Below are 16,575 nucleotides of genomic sequence, written 5' to 3' on the forward strand. Positions count from 1 at the left end.
GTGGCACGTCACAGCGAACGAGGTTTCACGGCAGAGCGATGGATTGCTCCGGTGAAGCTAATGTCTGTACTCCCCGACCGACATCTTCGCGTGTGACCACGGCTGACGGCAGGTCTCCTGGCTCGCGGGTCGTGACCTTGCGTCGCCTTCCCAGGACCGAGTTTCCCAGTGGCATGAGACGAAGATTCACCGCTTACAGTTGCGGGGGCAGCCGTGGCGTTGAGACAGATCCCTGCGTTGGGACAATCCCGCACCACATTCCCTTTTGATCTCCCTGAGGAGAACCGTCGCCGATCATTTACGAGCCGTTGGCCCCGGGAGTCAATCGACCGGTGGACGCCGGGCGCTCAGGTCCGCCCTCGCACACGTTGCGCCTGGGCCCAGGCGACAGCGACGTCGCGCGGCGGAACATCGACGCGCTTGATCGGGGTCAATTCGCCGGAGGCCGAGACGATCGCGGTCTCCTCGCGACGACAGCGCGTGCAGACAAAGCGGACCTCGTGCGGGGACGCCGACCAGCTCGACCGCTTCACATTGGCCGCCATCGGCCAGGCATCACAATGCGAGCACGACACCAGAAATCGACCGGGATCGAGCATACCCATTTCCATCGGACTCCGCGTCCTGCCCACCTGCTTCAATGATTAACCCAAGTGAATCGTTCCGGTGCCCCAGCACCGCCGCTGGGTGCGCCGGAGAAAGCGGTAGCCTCAGCGCGCGCCCTTGAGGGTGCAGGAGGTGGTGCAGGTGACCGTGGTGCCGCGATCGCACGATTTGCACGCACTGACGCACTGGTTCATGTCGCGGGGATTGTAGCTGTAGTTCCGCATCGGGCAGGTCGGCGTCGAGCCGGTGATATCCTGCTCCTGGTCGCAGGCCGCCGTCATGAGCGCGACTATGATCACGGCAACGAGGCGCATGTGATTGCCCTGTCAAGCATGGCAAATGACACTCGCGAGGTGCGCTGCAATGCAGCGAACCCCGGCCTTTCCACCACGAGCGATCGCTCGCGACGTCAAGGATGCGCGCCAAACCTTAAGAACGGATTGCAGCCGGCGTCAGGCCGCAGCCTTGGTCGCGATCGCCTGCCGCATGTCCACCGCCAGCTGACGGTACTGTTCCGAGAGTTTCAGATAGAACTCGCGCTTGGTGCTGTCGGTGGCGAGCTTGGCGATCAGCTCGCATTCGGCGGTGAGCGTCTCGAACCGTTCCAGCCTGTCCTGAAGTTCCGTCATCGGCGTGTCCCCGTCAAACGCCTCAAGGACATCCAACCTAAGCCCGGGAAATAGGTCACGGCGAACATCGTTATCAAGTAGAAACGTTTTTTCCGGACAGGGCGGGCCGGCCCAACAAAAACGGCTATTTCTGCTCCAGCCGCCAGGCGCCGTCCCACCCCTCTTCCGGCGGCTTGGCCTCGAATTGCGCGATGCGGCCGAGCATCGTGCGCGAGGGGCCGTCGCCGGGGACGGCTTCGAGCGCGGCGTTGAAGGCGGCGCGCGCCTCGTCGAAGCGGCGGGCCCGATAGGCGGCGAGCGCTTCGGCATAATGCGTGCGCAGGCTGTCCTGCGCGGCGGTGAGCGCGCCCGCCTGCGCCATCACCTCGAAGATCGGCTGCGGCGCGCTCTGGCCGGCGACCGCCAGACGATCGATCTCGCGCAATTCGAGCCGCGCTCCGATCGCATCAGCCGTGGCCAGCGAGATCAGGATGCGGGTGCCGTAGACCTTGTTGACGGCCTCCAGCCGCGAGGCCAGGTTCACGGCGTCGCCCATCACGGTGAAGCTCATCATCAGCTCGGAGCCGATGCTGCCGGTCAGGACCTCGCCGGTGGCGATGCCGATCCGCAGGTCACACGGCGCCGGCATGGCGCGGATGCCGAGCAGGTCGGGCAGCTGCTTCTGCAGCGCGGGCACCTGGTCGACCATCTCGGTTGCGGCGATGCCGGCCAGGAGCGCCTGCTCGTCCTCCTCGATGAAGGGCGGGCCCCAATAGGACATGATGGCGTCGCCGATATATTTGTCGATGATGCCGCGATTGCTCCTGATCGGTCCGGACATCACCGTGAAATAGTGGTTCATCACCCTGACGAGGCCACGCGGGGTCATGCCCTCGCTCATCGAGGTGAAGCCGCTCATGTCGCAGAACATGATGGTCATGACCCGGCGCTCGCCGTCGATCGCGACCTCGGGCCGGTCGATAAGCCCCTGCACCACCTTGGGATCGATGTAGCGGCCAAAGGTCTCGCGGATGCGCTCGTTGTGCCTGAGCTGCTCGGTCATGCGGTTGAAGGCCGCGGCGAGCTCGCCGATCTCGTCCTGCGTGGAGACGGTGATGGTCTTGTCGAAGCGGCCGGCCTCGACCTCGCGGGTGCCGGCGAGCAGCAGCCGCACCGGGCGCGTGATGCCGCTGGACACCAGGAGCGCAAAGGCAAAGCCGACGATCGCCGCGAGCAGGGTCACGACACCCGAAACGACGATCGCCTGATGCTGGCGGCTGATCACCTGCGACGTCGAGAAGAACACCTGCGTCAGCATGTCGGCGCGGATCGCATCGACCTTGCGGTTGAACTGATCGCGTAGCACGTCGATGTGTTCCAGCGTGCCGCGGGCCTCGGCCATCTGCCTGGCGTCGACCTGCTTGAGCAGCTTTGCATGGTCCTCGTTCAGATCGCGCCGCAGCTCGGTGACGGCGGTCTCGATGCGAATATCGATCCGTCCCAGCGCGGCATTGTCGGAATACGTCCTGGGGTCGTCGATGATCGCGTTGACAAGCGAACGCGCGGCCTCGGCCTCCTCCTCGATCTTGCGATCGGATGTCTCGAACTCGCGAAGGCGCGCCGCATAGGCCTCTTCGTCCGACGGTGACTCCATTTTGGTCATGACCATCCGCCGTAGCGCCAGCCCCCGCTCCAGCGAGCGGATGTTGGCGCGGGCCAGATGGCTGTAGGCGGGAATGTAGCGGTTGGTCAGCTCGTCGAGCAGGACGCCGACCTGGCTCGACATCACCATCGACAGGATCGAGGTGACCAGCATCAGGACGATCAATCCGAGGGCGATACCGACGATCTTGCGCCTGATCGACTGGTTGAAAATCGGCATAGCTGCAAGGACAAAGGCCAAAAGGGAAGGAGCAAGGGAACTCCATACACCGGATCGGGCTGCGGGAACACGCGCAATCTGGTTCCTCCTGACGCCCTGAACCAGGCGCGGCCATCGCGCAGGCCTATCGTTAACAAAGGTTAAAGAAGCTGACCTTTGCTCCCCAGCCGAAGTTCCCTGGTCACATCCGTATTTCGCCGCATTGTTGCGACAGCGTGAGGAATGCGAAACGATGCCGTGGCATCGTTCTCGATGTCGTTGATTCTCAAGCCGCATGTCGTCGCGGACCTTGGTTTGTAGTGGTTTCGCAGGGGGACCATGGGATGAACCAGTGCCTACGCTCGCTCGCGTGTCTCGTTGCCGTGGCCGCAATGGCCCTCGTTCCGACCGAGCTGGCGGCCAAGAGCAGCCACAAATCGTCCGCGCCGAAGAAGTCGCATGAGGCGAAAGCCGGCGCGGTGAAATCGCGCCATGGCAAGCATGCCGAGGCCAAGCGCAAGTCGAAGAAGACCGGCGACGAGCCGTCCGAGAAGCCGGCCGCCCCGCCCCTCACCGGGGACCTCGCCGCGCTGAAGGATGCGATCGACCTCGCGCGCAAGGGCAAGACGGATGATGCGAGCGCGGCGCGCGACCGCATCGCTGATCCCGCCGGACAGAAGCTCGCCGACTGGTTCATGCTGCGCCATTCCGAGAGCACCGCCAATTTCAAGCGTTATGCCGCCTTCCTCGCCGCCAATCCGGGTTGGCCGAGCAGCGCCCTGCTTCGCCGCCGCGCCGAGGCGCGGCTGTGGCAGGAGAAGGCGGACGCGGCCACCGTGCACAAATTCACCATGGACCGCCCGACCAGCGCCAAGGGCAAGTTCGCCCTCGCCCGCGTGCTGCTCGCTGAAGGCGACGCCGACAGGGCCGCGCGGCTCGTGCGCGAGGCCTGGCGCACCGACGAATTGTCCGAGCGGAGCGAGGAGGATTCCTACGAGGCGTTCCGCGATCTGCTCAACTCCGAAGATCATCGCGCCCGCATGGACAAGCGGCTCGGCGCCAAGGACTATGCGGCTGCGCGGCGCGCCGCGAAACGGCTCGGCGAGGATGAGCTCGCGATCGTCAAGGCCTGCGCCGCCGTCACCGGCAAGGCCAGCAAGGCCAAGGATTATCTCGAGGACGTACCGACTGAAGCGCGCCGCGATCTCGGCTATGTGCTGTGCCGCGCCCAATGGCACCTCCAGAAGGACCGCATCGACGACGCCGCCGAGGTGATCCTGGCCGCCGCGCCCGACACCATGGCCGCGCAGGACACCGACGCCTGGTGGCGCGAGCGTCGCATGCTCGCGCGCAAGCTGCTCGACCAGGGCAAGTTCAAAACGGCGTATGACGTGGTGCGCACCGCCGCGGTGCCCGAGAAGGAAGTCTACCGCGTCGACTATCATTTCATGTGCGGCTGGATCGCTCTGCGTTTCCTGAATGATCCCCAGGCGGCCATGGTGCACTTCGCCGCCATCGATGCAGGCTCGGCCAATCCGATCGCGCTGTCGCGTGCCCATTACTGGCGCGGCCGTGCCGCCGAGGCGATGGGTGCTGTGGCCGATGCTCGCATGAGCTACCGGGCGGCCGCGCGCTATCCGACCGCCTATTACGGCCAGCTTGCGCGCGCCAAGCTCGGCCTCGATCGCATCGAGCTGCGACCGCCCTCGCCCGTGCTGGCCGCGCTCGACACCCCGCCTGCAGACGAGCGCGTGCGCGCTGCCGACATGCTCTACGGCATCGGCGAGCGCGACACGGTGTTCTATTACGCCGAGGATTTCGCGAAGGAGAGCACCGACGTCGCGGCCCTCGAGGGCCTCGGCGAACTCGCCGGACAGCGCCGCGATGCGCGCGTGATGCTGGAGGTCGGCAAGTCGGCGCTGGCGCGCGGGCTCGCGCTCGACCATTACGCTTTTCCGACCATCGGCATCCCCGAGCACCAGCAGGTCGCGCCCGCGATCGAGACCAGCGTGATCTATTCGGTGGCGCGCACCGAAAGCTCGTTCGACCAGCGCGACAAGTCGCCGGCCAATGCGGTCGGGCTGATGCAGGTGACACCTGAAGCCGGCCGCGACACCGCCAAGCGCTTTGGCCTGACCTACGACTGGGACAAGATGGTCTCAGATCCCGTCTACAACACGCAAATGGGCGCGGCCGAGCTCAGCGCGCTCCTGTCGGAATATCGCGGCAACCAGATCATGACGTTTGCCGGCTACAATGCCGGCCGCGGCCGCGTGCGCGAATGGGTGCAGGCCCGCGGCGACCCCAGGGATCCCAACGTCGATCCGGTCGACTGGGTCGAGCGCATCCCGCTGTCGGAGACGCGCAACTACGTCCAGCGCGTGATGGAGAACGTGCTGGTGTACCGCGCACGGTTCGAGGGCAGCAGCATGGTCGCCGGCAAGTCCGACCAGCGCGTCACGACGCAGGAAGTGAGCGCGGCACCAACGGGATCGGCCGCAGCCCCCTCACCCTAGCCTCGCCGCCGCCGGGGCTGGACGCGGCGCGGGCTGGACGCGGGACTGCGGCCGACTTTTCTGCGCGGCCGTCATCGAGCTAGCCGTCACCTCCTTCCGTCGTCAGAAGGTCGTACTCGCGCAGATATGCCTCGGCCAATGCGCGCGACAGCGCGCCGATCTGAATCATCCAGCTCCAGCTCGAGATCGCCGCCAGCGCCGCGATCGTCTCGAGCGAGCTGCCGGGCCACAGCATGTCCATGGCCGTCTGCTGACGGTAGCAACCGTAGTCGCAATACCGCTCCTGCTTGGACACATGACGGACGTAACTCGCACCCAGCGGCCGGGCGCATGCGCGGCAGACGCCGCCGTGGCCGGGATGTTCCTGATTGACGAGCATGAATCTCAATGCCGTGTCCTCTCCTGCCGAATGCGTTCTGCCAGCCCGACTACTCAAGATGCCGCCCGCGTACGTCCCTCGATCAACGGCGCGGCCTCGTGATGAAGTGCGTAGCAGTCGTAGCCGCAGTAGCGCAGCAGCGTCCTGGCGTCGCGCAAATAGCCACCATCGATCTCCTCGCAGCACCAAAGGCACGACGTCTTGCGGAACGGGGTTCTGCCGTTCACCAATATGAATCTCACGTGGCACCTCCCAACGCGAAACAGTAGACCAGGTCGACCAGAGAGGCGGACGGCGGTGGCGCGCAGATATGGTTGCGGCCGTCGGGATTGTCTCTGTTGCGCTCGACCTTCTGCGACGGGATCAGGATGTATTTGCCGTCTTCCCGGCGCCGCGCGTAGATCCTGCCGTCGACGTAGCGAATCTCGGTCGGGTAGCAATCGGCGTTGTTGCAGCAGCTCAGAACCGGATTGTCCGGCATGTGCCAGCTCGAATAGAACTTCTCGTGCAGCAGTTGATCCTGAGGCGGATGGTGACGATGTGAACCATCCGGTCCGGCTTCGTCGGCCTCCACGCCCGTCACCAGCGAAAGTGGCAGCGCGATCGCCAACAGGAGCTTGCAGGTACGGTTCAACGCAGCCTCCCGACGAAGAAATTGCCTGAGGTGGCAGACGCGGCGGCTGGTCCTCAGGCCGCCTGATATCGGAACAACCAGCGACGGTCGCGCTCGCGGCGCGCCCTGAACCGGTCGAGGCATTTCCTCGAGCAGACCGGCGTCCGCCAGGAATAGTATCGGATCAGGCCAAACTTCGCCGCGCAGACAGCACAGCCTTTGGACTCGGGACGGCGCTCGGAGTAGTCGGGGCTATCGCACATCATCCTCTCCTCTTGACCTCTTAGGGGTCCCGGCTTCCTTGTGCGCAAGCACGGGTCGCCACGGTCGTCACGGAAAATGCGGCTTCTCAATCGTGACTGCCAATTCATCGGCAAGTCAGGGGGCGGATGCAGAGCCTGGCTCTTTGGGGGCAACACCCCCCGGAGCCTTTCAGCAATTTGTGCTCCGCAATCGTCTCCTCTCGATTGGCTGCAAAACTAGGCGGCTGCAACGCATCACTCAATTGTACGGAGGTAAATGCGCGCTAGAACTAGGGTTGTGCGAGCTATACGTAGGTTTGGGCCGTAGTTTTGCGGACCTCTGCCCGCCCGCGCAACGAGACGGAGCAACGCCCGCAAGCTGCACGGCAACCGGGAGTTTTGCCGGCAATCCGACTTTGGTCGGAGCCAATTGCTCCTGTTCGGGCAAAGTGCTCTACTCGCCTTGACGCTGGCGCGCCGGGACGCTTGCGATGATGCCTGGCCAGATCACGAAAATCGGGACTTCGGCCGCACAATTCCTGCTCGGCGGCCTTGCGGCGCTTCGATCATTCGGCAACGGCGAGAAGGACCGGTCAGCGGTCGCTGAGGCCTCGCGGCAGAACGCCGATCTGCGTGACGCCATGAAGCAATGGCGCGAGGTGTTCGAGCACAACCCGGTCATGTACTTCATGGTCGATCCGGCCGGAACGGTGCTCAACGTGAATACGTTTGGCGCCGCACAACTGGGCTACACGACGGCCGAGCTGATCGGCCAATCCGTGCTGAACGTCTTCTTCGAGGAAGACCACGACTTCGTTCGTCAATGCGTCGCTTTGTGCCTCACGACCGTGGACCAGTCGCATACCTGGGAGATTCGCAAGTTCCGGAAGGACGGGTCGGTGCTCTGGGTCCGCGAGAACGCCAAGGCGATGCTGCGCGGCGACGGCACGCCGATCCTGCTGGTCGCGTGCGAGAACATCACCCAGCGCAAGGAGACCGAGGATGCGCTGCGACAGAGCGAGGCCTACCTCGCCCAGGCCCAGGAATTGAGCCACACCGGCAGCTTCGGCTTGAACCTCGCCACCGGCGAGGCGGTCTGGTCGAGGGAGACTTTCCGCATCTTCCAATGCGACCTTGCGACGAAGCCGACCCTGAACTTCGCCTTTCAGCGCATCCATCCGGAAGATCGCGACACAGTCCGCAGCACCCTTGATCGGGCCTACCGGCTGGCGGAGGATTTCGACCACGAATACCGCCTGCTGATGCCCGACGGATCGATCAAATATCTCCATTCCGTGGCGCGCGCCGTGCGGCACCCATCCGGGCGCATCGAGTTCGTCGGGGCGGTGACCGATGTCACGATTGCGAAGGAAGCGGAACAGAGGCTGCGTCGCAGCGAAGCCTATTTGGCCGAAGCCCAACGCCTCAGCCATACGAGCAGCTGGGCCTGGGACGTTCATCGTCAGGAGTTCGCCTACCGGTCGACTGAACTGTACCGACTGTTCGGGTTTGAGCCGGACCAGACCGATCTCCCGGCCCGGGCTTTTCAGCAACGTATCCTGCCGGAGGACTTTCGGCGGATTGTCGAGGTGGAACGTGAAGCTGTCAGGCAAAAGCAGCCCTTCCAGATCGACTTCAGGATTGTGCGCCCCGACGGCTCGATCAGACGCGTCCACAGCGAGGGACATCCCGTGATCGGCCGCGACGGCGAGGTGATGGAAATCATCGGCACGCACGTGGACGTCACCGAGCAGTTCGCGGCGAAAGATGCGCTGCATAAGGCGTTCGACGAGCTCAAGACATCCGAACAGCGATTCCGCGACTATGCCGAAACCGCATCCGACTGGTTCTGGGAGACCGGGCCGGACCACCGCATCACCAGGATATCGGAGCATGCCGAAACCTCCAGCGCGGCGCCGAAGGGCCTGATCGGCCTGACCCGCTGGGACATTCCGCCCGACGCCGAGTTCGAGCCGGAGAAATGGGAGCAGCATCGCGCGGCGCTCGATGCCCACGTTGCGTTCCGCGATCTGATCTACCGCAGCAGGGATGGCAACGGATCTCCAATCTACGTTCGGACCAGCGGCAAGCCTTTCCATGATGCGGCAGGCAATTTTCTCGGCTATCGCGGCGTCAGCAGCGACGTCACGGCGGCAATCCGCGTCGAGCAGGCGGAAGAGGCGCTGCGCAAGGCGCAAGGCGAGCTCGCCCACGTCACCCGCGTCACGACGCTCGGCGAACTGACCACCTCGATTGCCCACGAAATCACCCAGCCCATTGCCGCGGTGATCTCCAATGCGGACGCTTGCATCGCTTGGCTTGACCGCGACCCCGCCGACCTGAAGGCCGCGCGCCGTTCCGCAGAATGGATTGTCGAGGACGCCAACCGGGCAAGCGAGGTGATCCGCCGGATCAGAGCGCTTGCGAAGAAGACCGAGATCGAAATGGCTCCACTCGACATCAACCAGGTCGTCAGGGAGGCAGTGGCGCTGGTTCGGCGCGAGCTGGCGATCCATGCCGTGTCGGTGCGAATGGAGTTGGCGTCCGACCTGCCCAGGATTTGCGGCGACCGGATCCAGCTGCAGCAGGTGCTGATCAACCTGGTGGTGAACGGCATCGAAGCCATGCATGCCAATGTCGACCGCCCGCGCGAGCTGGCGATCCGCTCGAGCCGGACGGACGACGATCGCCTGCTCCTCACCGTGACGGACCGCGGTGTCGGCCTTGGCAAAGACGTCAAGGAACGCATCTTCAACCCCTTCTTCACGACGAAATCGGGCGGTCTCGGAATGGGACTCTCGATCTGCCGATCGATCATCGAGGCTCATGCGGGCCGGCTTTCGGCCATTCAAAATGAAGGGAGTGGTGCAACATTCCAGATCGCCCTGCCCTTGCCACACAAGGACACGTCGTGACTGATCATGCCAAGCAGGCCCAGGCGAGCGCCGCTGATCCGATCGTCCTGATCGTCGATGATGATCCGTCGATGCGCCGTGCGCTCACCAATCTCTTTCAATCGGTCGGTCTCAAGGTCGAAGCCTTCAGTTCGGCGGCGGAGATCATGGAAGCCAAACCGCCTGCTGTCCCCAGTTGCCTCGTGCTCGACATCCGCCTGCCAGGCTTGAGTGGCCTCGACCTCCAGGCGGACCTCGCCAAAGCCAATATTCACACGCCCATTATCTTCATCACCGGTCACGGCGATATTCCCATGACCGTAAGAGCCATGAAGAGCGGTGCCGTAGATTTTCTGACCAAGCCGGTGCGCGACCAGGACATGCTGGATGCGGTGCAGGCTGCGATCGAACGCGATCGCAAGCGGCGCGATGCCGAGCAGTCGATCTCGGGCGTGCGATCCCGTTACGAGGGGCTGACGGCGCGCGAACGCGATGTGCTCGCCCTGGTTGCATCCGGCCTGATGAACAAGCAAGTCGCCGCCGAGCTGGGATTGGCTGAAATCACAGTGAAGATCTATCGCGGCCAGATCATGCGGAAAATGGCAGCGAAGTCGTTGGCGGACCTCGTCAGAATGACCGACGCGCTCGGAATCCCGCGCAACAGGGGTCATCTGCAAACCTAAGTATGCTTTCCAATCTCGCTCCGGTGGCCCACCTTCCCCCAAGCGGCTGAATCGCGGCCGGCGGCTCCCCGTGCAGGAGCGACCATATTGTCAGCGTCTTCGATCATTTCCGTCATTGATGATGATCCCTCCGTTCGTCTTGCGACGAACAACCTCCTGACGTCGCGCGGGTATACGGTCCACACCTTTGGCTCGGCTCACGAATTTCTCCAATCCGCCGAACTTGAGACGACCTGCTGCGTGATCACGGACGTGCAGATGTCGGTCATGGGCGGCGTCGAGCTGTTGACGCACATGCGCGGTCTCGGGCACGTCACGCCTTTCATCTTCATGACGGCTTTTCCGGACGAGTCCGTACGCGACCGCGCACTCAGGGCCGGCGCGATCTGCTTTCTCGCCAAGCCATTTTCGACGCCAGCCCTGATGCAGTGCCTGGAGACCGCACTGTCGGACCCCGGTGACGCCACGATGTGATGCGGCGGCGCCGGAATCCCACGGCCAGGACAACCCGCGGCCTTGCGAAGTGCTCAATCCACCTTGATGTTCGCCGCCTTGATCATCGGCCACCATTTGGCGATCTCGGCCTTCTGGCGGGTGCCGAGCGCTTCCGGCGTGAGCTGATCCTTGGGCGTCATCTCCAGCCCCTGGCTTTCGAGCTGCTTCTTCACGGCGGGATCGTTCAGCGCCTCCACCGCCGCAGCATTGAGTTTGGCAACGATTTCCTTCGGCGTGCCCTTCGGCACCCACATGCCCGACCACAGCGTCATGTTGAAGCCCTTCAGACCCGCCTCCTCCGCGGTTGGGATCTCGGGCGCCGAGGACAGGCGCTTGCTGTCGGTGATGGCGTAGGCGCGGATGGTGCCGGCGCGGACCTGCGCGATCGAGTTGGACGTCTGGTCGACGATGACGTCGATCTGACCGGCGATGAGATCGTTCAACGCGGGCGCGGTGCCGCGATACGGCACGTATTGCAGCTTGATGCCGGATACGCTCTCGAAATAGACGCCGGCGATATGGCTGCCGGAGCCCGCGCCGGCAGTGCCCGCTGTCGGCGGCGACGGGCGTGACTTCAGCCATTCGATCAGCTCTTTCAGCGAGGTCGCCGGCACCGCGTTCTTGCTGACGACGATCATCGGATTGCTCGGCAGCAGCACCACCGGCTCGAGGTCGGCCACGAGGTCGTATTTGAGCTTGTAGACGGCGCCATTGGCGACGTGGGTGCCGAGATGGCCGAAGGAGATGGTGTAGCCGTCCGGCGGCGATTGCACGGCACGGCCGACGCCGATCGACCCGCCCGCCCCGGTGACGTTCTCGACCACGAGGGGCTGGCCGAGCGCAGTTCGCATCCGCTCGGCGAGCACACGCGCCATCGCATCCGACGGGCCGCCGGCCGAGAAGGGCACGATGATGGTGATGGGACGGGAGGGATAGTCATCGGCGCGCGCGGCGCCGGTCACAGCGAGAATAGCAAACAGCGCAGCCCAGACGGCCTTCGTCATTGTCTTCTCCCCAGCGATGTCGTTCTTGTTTTTCTTCACCTCGCCCCGCTTGCGGGGAGAGGTCGAATTGCGAAGCAATTCGGGTGAGGGGGAGTCTTCGCAAGTTCAGCTGTCACCGCCCCCGCGGAGACTCCCCCTCACCCCAACCCTCTCCCCGCAAGCGGGGCGAGGGAGAAGCAAGCTAGAACTGCGTGTAGTCGATCGGCTTGTGACGGTCGAGCGTGCGGGTGACGGGCGGCAGCGGGTATTTCAGGCCGGTCGCGCAATTGAACAGCATGACGCGGTCATCCTTCGAGACGCGGCCGTCGGCGAGGCTGTCCTTGTAGGCGGCGTAGGTGGCGGCGCCCTCGGGGCAGAGCAGCAGCCCCTCCTCGCGCGCGACCTCGTTCAGCGCCGACGAAATCTTGTCATCGTCGACCGCGATGGCAAAGCCCTTGCTCTCGCGCACCGCGCGCAGGATCAGGAAATCGCCGATCGCCTGCGGCACGCGGATGCCGGACGCGATGGTGTGAGCGTCCTCCCAGCGCGTCGCATGCTCGGTGCCGGCGTCATAGGCCCGCACCATCGGCGCGCAACCGGAGGCCTGCACCGCGACCATGCGCGGGCGTTTTGAGCCGATGAAGCCGATCTTCTCGAGCTCGTCGAACGCCTTCCACATGCCGATCAGGCCGGTGCCGCCGCCGGTCGGATAGAAGATCACGTCGGGCACGTCCCAACCGAGCTGCTCGGCGAGCTCGAGGCCCATCGTCTTCTTGCCCTCGATGCGGTACGGCTCCTTCAAGGTCGAGGTGTCGAACCAGCCGACTTTTGCCTTGCCCTCGCCGACGATCTTGCCGCAATCATCGATATAGCCGTTGACGCGGTAGACGGTCGCGCCCTGCAGCTCGATCTCGCTGACGTTCACCTCCGGCGTATCGGCCGGGCAGAAGATCGTGGTCTTGATGCCGCAGGACGTCGCATAGGCCGCGAGCGCCGCGCCGGCATTGCCGTTGGTCGGCATCGCCATGTGCTTGATGCCGAGCGCCTTGCCCATCGACACGGCCATCACGAGACCGCGCGCCTTGAACGAACCGGTCGGCAGCCGTCCCTCGTCCTTGACGATGATCTCGCCGCCGCCGAGCTTCTTGCCGAGCTTCGGCAGCCGGATCAGGGGCGTGGTGACTTCGCCGAGCGAGACGATGTCCTTGCATTTGCGCACCGGCAACAGCTCGCGGTAGCGCCACATGTCGCCGGGCCGCTGCGCCAGCGCGTCCTTGGTCAGCGCCTTCTTCACGCCCGCGAGGTCGTAGCGGACGAGCAGCGGCTTGCCCGCCTTGGAGAGGTTGTGGATCTGGTCGGCCGCGTAGTGATCGCCTTCCATCGCGCATTCGAGATGGGTGACGAAGGTCGGGCGTTCGATGGTGAGGTTGTCGTTGTCGTGCATGGGTTCATTCCCTCTTCTTGTTTTCGTATTTCTCTATCAAACCCGTCACCCTGAGGCGCCGGAACGAAGCGGAGGCCTCGAAGGGCGACGAGCCCGGCTGCTGCAGCTCGGCCCTTCATCCTTCGAGCTCGGCCAGCCGTGCTATGCACCGCTGGCCTCGCACCTCAGGATGACGGGTCCCACAGCCCGCTGGCTCATCCATCAGATATTCAACACCCGCCCATACGCATCCAGCACGGCTTCCTTCATCATCTCCGACAGGGTCGGATGCGGGAACACTGTGTGCATCAGCTCTTCTTCCGTGGTCTCCAGGTTCATGGCGACGACGTAGCCCTGGATCAGCTCGGTCACTTCAGCACCGACCATGTGGGCGCCGAGCAACTGGCCGGTCTTCTTGTCGAAGATGACCTTGACCAGGCCCTGGTCCTCGCCGAGCGCGATCGCCTTGCCGTTGCCGACGAAGGGGAAGCGGCCGACACGGATCTCGCGGCCGCTCTCTTTGGCCTTGGCTTCGGTCAGGCCGACGGAGGCGACCTGCGGCTGGCAATAGGTGCAGCCCGGGATCAGGTTCTTGTCCATGGGATGCGGATGCAGGCCCTTGATCGCCTCGACGCAGATCACGCCCTCATGCTCGGCCTTGTGGGCGAGCATCGGGGGCCCCGCGACGTCGCCGATCGCATAGATGCCGGGGACGTTGGTCTTGCCGTAGCCGTCGATCACGATGACGCCGCGGTCGGTCTTCACGCCGATTTTTTCCAGGCCGAGATTCTCGATATTGCCGACGACGCCGACCGCCGAGATCACGCGCTCGAACTCGGTCGTGACAGGCTTGCCCTTGCCATCGTCGATGGTGGCGACGACGCTGTCGGCCTTCTTCTCCAGCTTGGTCACCTTGGTCGAGGACATGATCTTGATGCCCTGCTTCTCCAGCCGCTTGCGCGCAAGACCTGCGATCTCGGCGTCTTCGACGGGCAGGATCTGCGGCAGCACCTCGACCACCGTCACGTCCGAGCCCATGGTGTGGAAGAACGAGGCGAACTCGATGCCGATCGCACCGGAGCCGACCACGAGCAGCGACTTCGGCATCCGCTCCGGCACCATCGCCTCGAAATAGGTCCAGACCAGCTTCTTGTCGGGCTCGAGCCCCGGCAGCACGCGCGGACGCGCGCCGGTCGCGACGATGATATGCTTGGCCTGATAGCTCCCCTCGCCCAGCGTGCCCTTCGGCGCCTCGACGTCGGATTTCTTCACGGTGACCTTGCCGGGCGCGTCGATCGATGCCGCGCCCCAGATCACGCTGACCTTGTTCTTCTTCATCAGGAAGCCGACGCCGTCGTTCAGCCGCTTGGAGACGCCGCGCGAGCGCTGCACCACGGCCTTCGGGTCGAACGAGACCTTCTCCGCAGAGAGGCCGTAGTCCTTGGCGTGCTGCATGTAGTGATAGATCTCGGCGGAGCGCAGCAGCGCCTTGGTGGGGATGCAGCCCCAGTTCAGGCAGATGCCGCCGAGATACGACTTCTCGACGATCGCGACCTTGAAGCCGAGCTGAGCGGCGCGGATCGCGGTGACATAGCCGCCGGGACCGGAGCCGATGATGATGATGTCGAAGGATGTGTCGGCCATGGCGGCTCCCGTTCAACTCAAGAGGCGCCGCGGGCGCGGCGCTTGACCAGAAAAGACCTCACCAGCCATTCGAGCATCAGCGCCAGGACCATGACGGCCAGAGCAATGAGCACGATGGGCTGGGCGATGTTCCGTGCCAGCTGCTCACCGGCAAAGAACGCAGAGTGCAGAAAATCGAGCCCGATCGGGTTGAGCGCGACGACGGCTCCGAGCAGCAGCGATATCCATGGCCAGCGGGTACGGACATGCAAAATTGCGCCCTCTGCCGCCGCGTCAGACCATCATCATGACGGGGTTTTCGATCAGCTGCTTGAACGCGCCGATCAGCTCGGCGCCGAGCGCGCCGTCGATGGCGCGGTGATCGCAGGACAGGGTCACGCTCATCATGTGCGCGATCTCGATCTTGCCGCCGCGCACCACAGGTCGTTCCTCGCTGGTGCCGACCGCCAGGATGGTCGCATGCGGCGGGTTGATCACGGCGGTGAAGTGGCTGATGCCGTACATGCCGAGGTTGGAGACCGCGGTGGTGCCGCCCTGGTATTCCTCAGGCTTCAGCTTGCGCGAACGGGCGCGCGCCGCGAAATCCTTCATCTCGTTCGAGATGGTGGACAGCGTCTTGGTCTCGGCCTTGCGGATGATCGGCGTGATCAGGCCGCCCGGCATCGCCACGGCGACGCCGACGTCGGAATGGTGGTGCTTGACCATGCCGCTTTCGGTCCAGCTCACGTTGCAGTTCGGGATCTTCTGCAGCGCCACCGCCATCGCCTTGATGACGAAGTCGTTGACCGAGATCTTGTAGAGCGGCTTCTTCTCCTTGTCCTTCGGCGCGGCAGCGTTGATCTCCTCGCGCGCAGCGAGCAGCTTGCCGATGTCGCAGTCGATGGTCAGGTAGAAGTGCGGGACGTTCTGGATCGATGCGGTCAGGCGCTGGGCAATGGTGCGACGCATGCCGTCATGCGGGACGATGTCGTAGGAGCCGGGCTCGAACAGCGACAGGATCTGCTTGTCCGACATGGTGGGCGCGATCGAGGGCGCACCGGACGGTGCCGCGGCAGGCGCCTTGAGGCCCTTGCCCGACTTGGCCTGCTCGACGTCGCGCGCGACGACGCGGCCGTGCGGGCCGGTGCCTGATACCATCGCCACGTCGATGCCGGCGTCCTTGGCGAGACGCCGCGCCAGCGGCGAGGAGAACACGCGACCACCTTGGCCGTTGCTCTGCGCGGCCGGTGCGGCGGCCTGCGGCGCAGGTGCAGCAGCCGGCGGCGCGGCTTTGGGAGCGGCAGGCGCAGCTGCGGGAGCAGGCGCCGCAGCGGGAGCCTCCGCAGCTTTCGGAGGTGCGGCCGAAGCGCTGGGCTTGGCGGCACCCGCAGCCTTCACGTCCTCACCTTCGCCAGCGAGCACCGCGATCACGTCGTTGACCGGGACGTCCTGCGTGCCCTCGGGCACCAGGATCTTGGCGATCGTGCCCTCGTCGATGGCCTCGACCTCCATCGTCGCCTTGTCGGTCTCGATCTCGGCGATGACGTCGCCGGATTTGACCTTGTCGCCTTCCTTCTTCAGCCACTTGGCGAGGTTGCCCTTCTCCATCGTTGGCGAGAGAGCGGGCATCAGGATGTTGATGGGCATGC

16 protein-coding genes and 1 riboswitch are annotated in these 16,575 nt (G+C 64.5%); of the genes, 4 read left to right on the top strand and 12 right to left on the bottom strand.

The window, feature by feature from the left end:
* Window positions 1-89: 89 nt before the first annotated feature.
* Window positions 90-304: riboswitch (cobalamin riboswitch) on the bottom strand.
* 43 nt (window positions 305-347) lie between these two features.
* The 4 genes from GGD66_RS05055 to GGD66_RS05070 form a co-directional block, all read right to left on the bottom strand.
* On the bottom strand, window positions 348-611 hold the full coding sequence (locus tag GGD66_RS05055; RefSeq protein ID WP_244550660.1) for a hypothetical protein: 264 nt from the start codon (window positions 609-611) through the stop codon (window positions 348-350).
* A gap of 99 nt (window positions 612-710) precedes the next feature.
* Window positions 711-920: a hypothetical protein gene (locus GGD66_RS05060; protein ID WP_018320306.1), complete on the bottom strand. Its 210-nt coding sequence runs from the start codon at window positions 918-920 to the stop codon at window positions 711-713.
* A 138-nt stretch (window positions 921-1,058) separates the two neighbouring features.
* Window positions 1,059-1,235 (bottom strand): hypothetical protein, encoded by a 177-nt coding sequence (locus GGD66_RS05065; RefSeq protein ID WP_018320305.1) that lies wholly within the window; start codon window positions 1,233-1,235, stop codon window positions 1,059-1,061.
* 124 nt (window positions 1,236-1,359) lie between these two features.
* Window positions 1,360-3,096 carry an adenylate/guanylate cyclase domain-containing protein gene (locus GGD66_RS05070; RefSeq protein ID WP_177237121.1) on the bottom strand — a complete coding sequence of 579 codons (1,737 nt, stop codon included), beginning with the start codon at window positions 3,094-3,096 and terminating at the stop codon, window positions 1,360-1,362.
* A gap of 323 nt (window positions 3,097-3,419) precedes the next feature.
* On the opposite strand from GGD66_RS05070, the gene GGD66_RS05075 reads away from it, so the two are divergent.
* Complete coding sequence (locus GGD66_RS05075) at window positions 3,420-5,591, top strand: lytic transglycosylase domain-containing protein (RefSeq protein WP_183257012.1); 2,172 nt, start codon at window positions 3,420-3,422, stop codon at window positions 5,589-5,591.
* A gap of 79 nt (window positions 5,592-5,670) precedes the next feature.
* Here the strand turns inward: GGD66_RS05075 and GGD66_RS05080 are convergent, their stop codons facing one another.
* The 3 genes from GGD66_RS05080 to GGD66_RS05090 are packed head-to-tail and all read right to left on the bottom strand — an operon-like array spanning window position 5,671 to window position 6,580.
* Window positions 5,671-5,979 carry a hypothetical protein gene (locus tag GGD66_RS05080; protein ID WP_246788766.1) on the bottom strand — a complete coding sequence of 103 codons (309 nt, stop codon included), beginning with the start codon at window positions 5,977-5,979 and terminating at the stop codon, window positions 5,671-5,673.
* A gap of 44 nt (window positions 5,980-6,023) precedes the next feature.
* A complete protein-coding gene (locus tag GGD66_RS05085) occupies window positions 6,024-6,212 on the bottom strand; it encodes a hypothetical protein (RefSeq protein WP_165637762.1) in 189 nt (62 codons plus the stop codon).
* A complete protein-coding gene (locus GGD66_RS05090; protein ID WP_246785923.1) occupies window positions 6,209-6,580 on the bottom strand; it encodes a hypothetical protein in 372 nt (123 codons plus the stop codon). Before GGD66_RS05090 ends, GGD66_RS05085 begins: the two co-directional genes overlap by 4 nt.
* A 736-nt stretch (window positions 6,581-7,316) precedes the next feature.
* Between GGD66_RS05090 and GGD66_RS05095 the strand changes: the two genes are divergently transcribed.
* The 3 genes from GGD66_RS05095 to GGD66_RS05105 all read left to right on the top strand — a co-directional run bounded on the left by GGD66_RS05095 (window position 7,317) and on the right by GGD66_RS05105 (window position 10,876).
* On the top strand, window positions 7,317-9,740 hold the full coding sequence (locus tag GGD66_RS05095; protein ID WP_183257013.1) for a PAS domain S-box protein: 2,424 nt from the start codon (window positions 7,317-7,319) through the stop codon (window positions 9,738-9,740).
* A complete protein-coding gene (locus GGD66_RS05100) occupies window positions 9,737-10,402 on the top strand; it encodes a response regulator transcription factor (RefSeq protein WP_092256941.1) in 666 nt (221 codons plus the stop codon). The genes GGD66_RS05095 and GGD66_RS05100 overlap by 4 nt, the downstream gene beginning before the upstream one ends.
* Window positions 10,403-10,489: 87 nt before the next feature.
* Window positions 10,490-10,876, top strand: coding sequence for a response regulator transcription factor (locus GGD66_RS05105; protein ID WP_183257014.1), 387 nt, complete (start codon window positions 10,490-10,492; stop codon window positions 10,874-10,876).
* A 53-nt stretch (window positions 10,877-10,929) separates the two neighbouring features.
* On the opposite strand, the gene GGD66_RS05110 is transcribed toward GGD66_RS05105, so the two are convergent.
* From GGD66_RS05110 to GGD66_RS05130, 5 genes are all read right to left on the bottom strand, one after another.
* Window positions 10,930-11,901: a tripartite tricarboxylate transporter substrate binding protein BugD gene (locus tag GGD66_RS05110; RefSeq protein WP_183234365.1), complete on the bottom strand. Its 972-nt coding sequence runs from the start codon at window positions 11,899-11,901 to the stop codon at window positions 10,930-10,932.
* A 181-nt stretch (window positions 11,902-12,082) separates the two neighbouring features.
* A complete protein-coding gene (locus GGD66_RS05115) occupies window positions 12,083-13,324 on the bottom strand; it encodes a threonine synthase (RefSeq protein ID WP_092256948.1) in 1,242 nt (413 codons plus the stop codon).
* Window positions 13,325-13,525: 201 nt separating this feature from the next.
* The gene (gene lpdA / locus GGD66_RS05120) at window positions 13,526-14,947 is read right to left on the bottom strand and encodes a dihydrolipoyl dehydrogenase (RefSeq protein WP_183257015.1); all 1,422 of its coding nucleotides are present in this window, start codon (window positions 14,945-14,947) and stop codon (window positions 13,526-13,528) included.
* Window positions 14,948-14,964: 17 nt separating this feature from the next.
* A complete protein-coding gene (locus GGD66_RS05125; RefSeq protein ID WP_018320294.1) occupies window positions 14,965-15,198 on the bottom strand; it encodes a hypothetical protein in 234 nt (77 codons plus the stop codon).
* A 22-nt stretch (window positions 15,199-15,220) separates the two neighbouring features.
* A complete protein-coding gene (locus GGD66_RS05130) occupies window positions 15,221-16,573 on the bottom strand; it encodes a pyruvate dehydrogenase complex dihydrolipoamide acetyltransferase (protein WP_183257016.1) in 1,353 nt (450 codons plus the stop codon).
* Window positions 16,574-16,575: the final 2 nt, after the last annotated feature.

It is taken from the genome of Bradyrhizobium sp. CIR48 (assembly GCF_014198315.1).
In the GTDB taxonomy this organism is placed as follows: domain Bacteria; phylum Pseudomonadota; class Alphaproteobacteria; order Rhizobiales; family Xanthobacteraceae; genus Bradyrhizobium.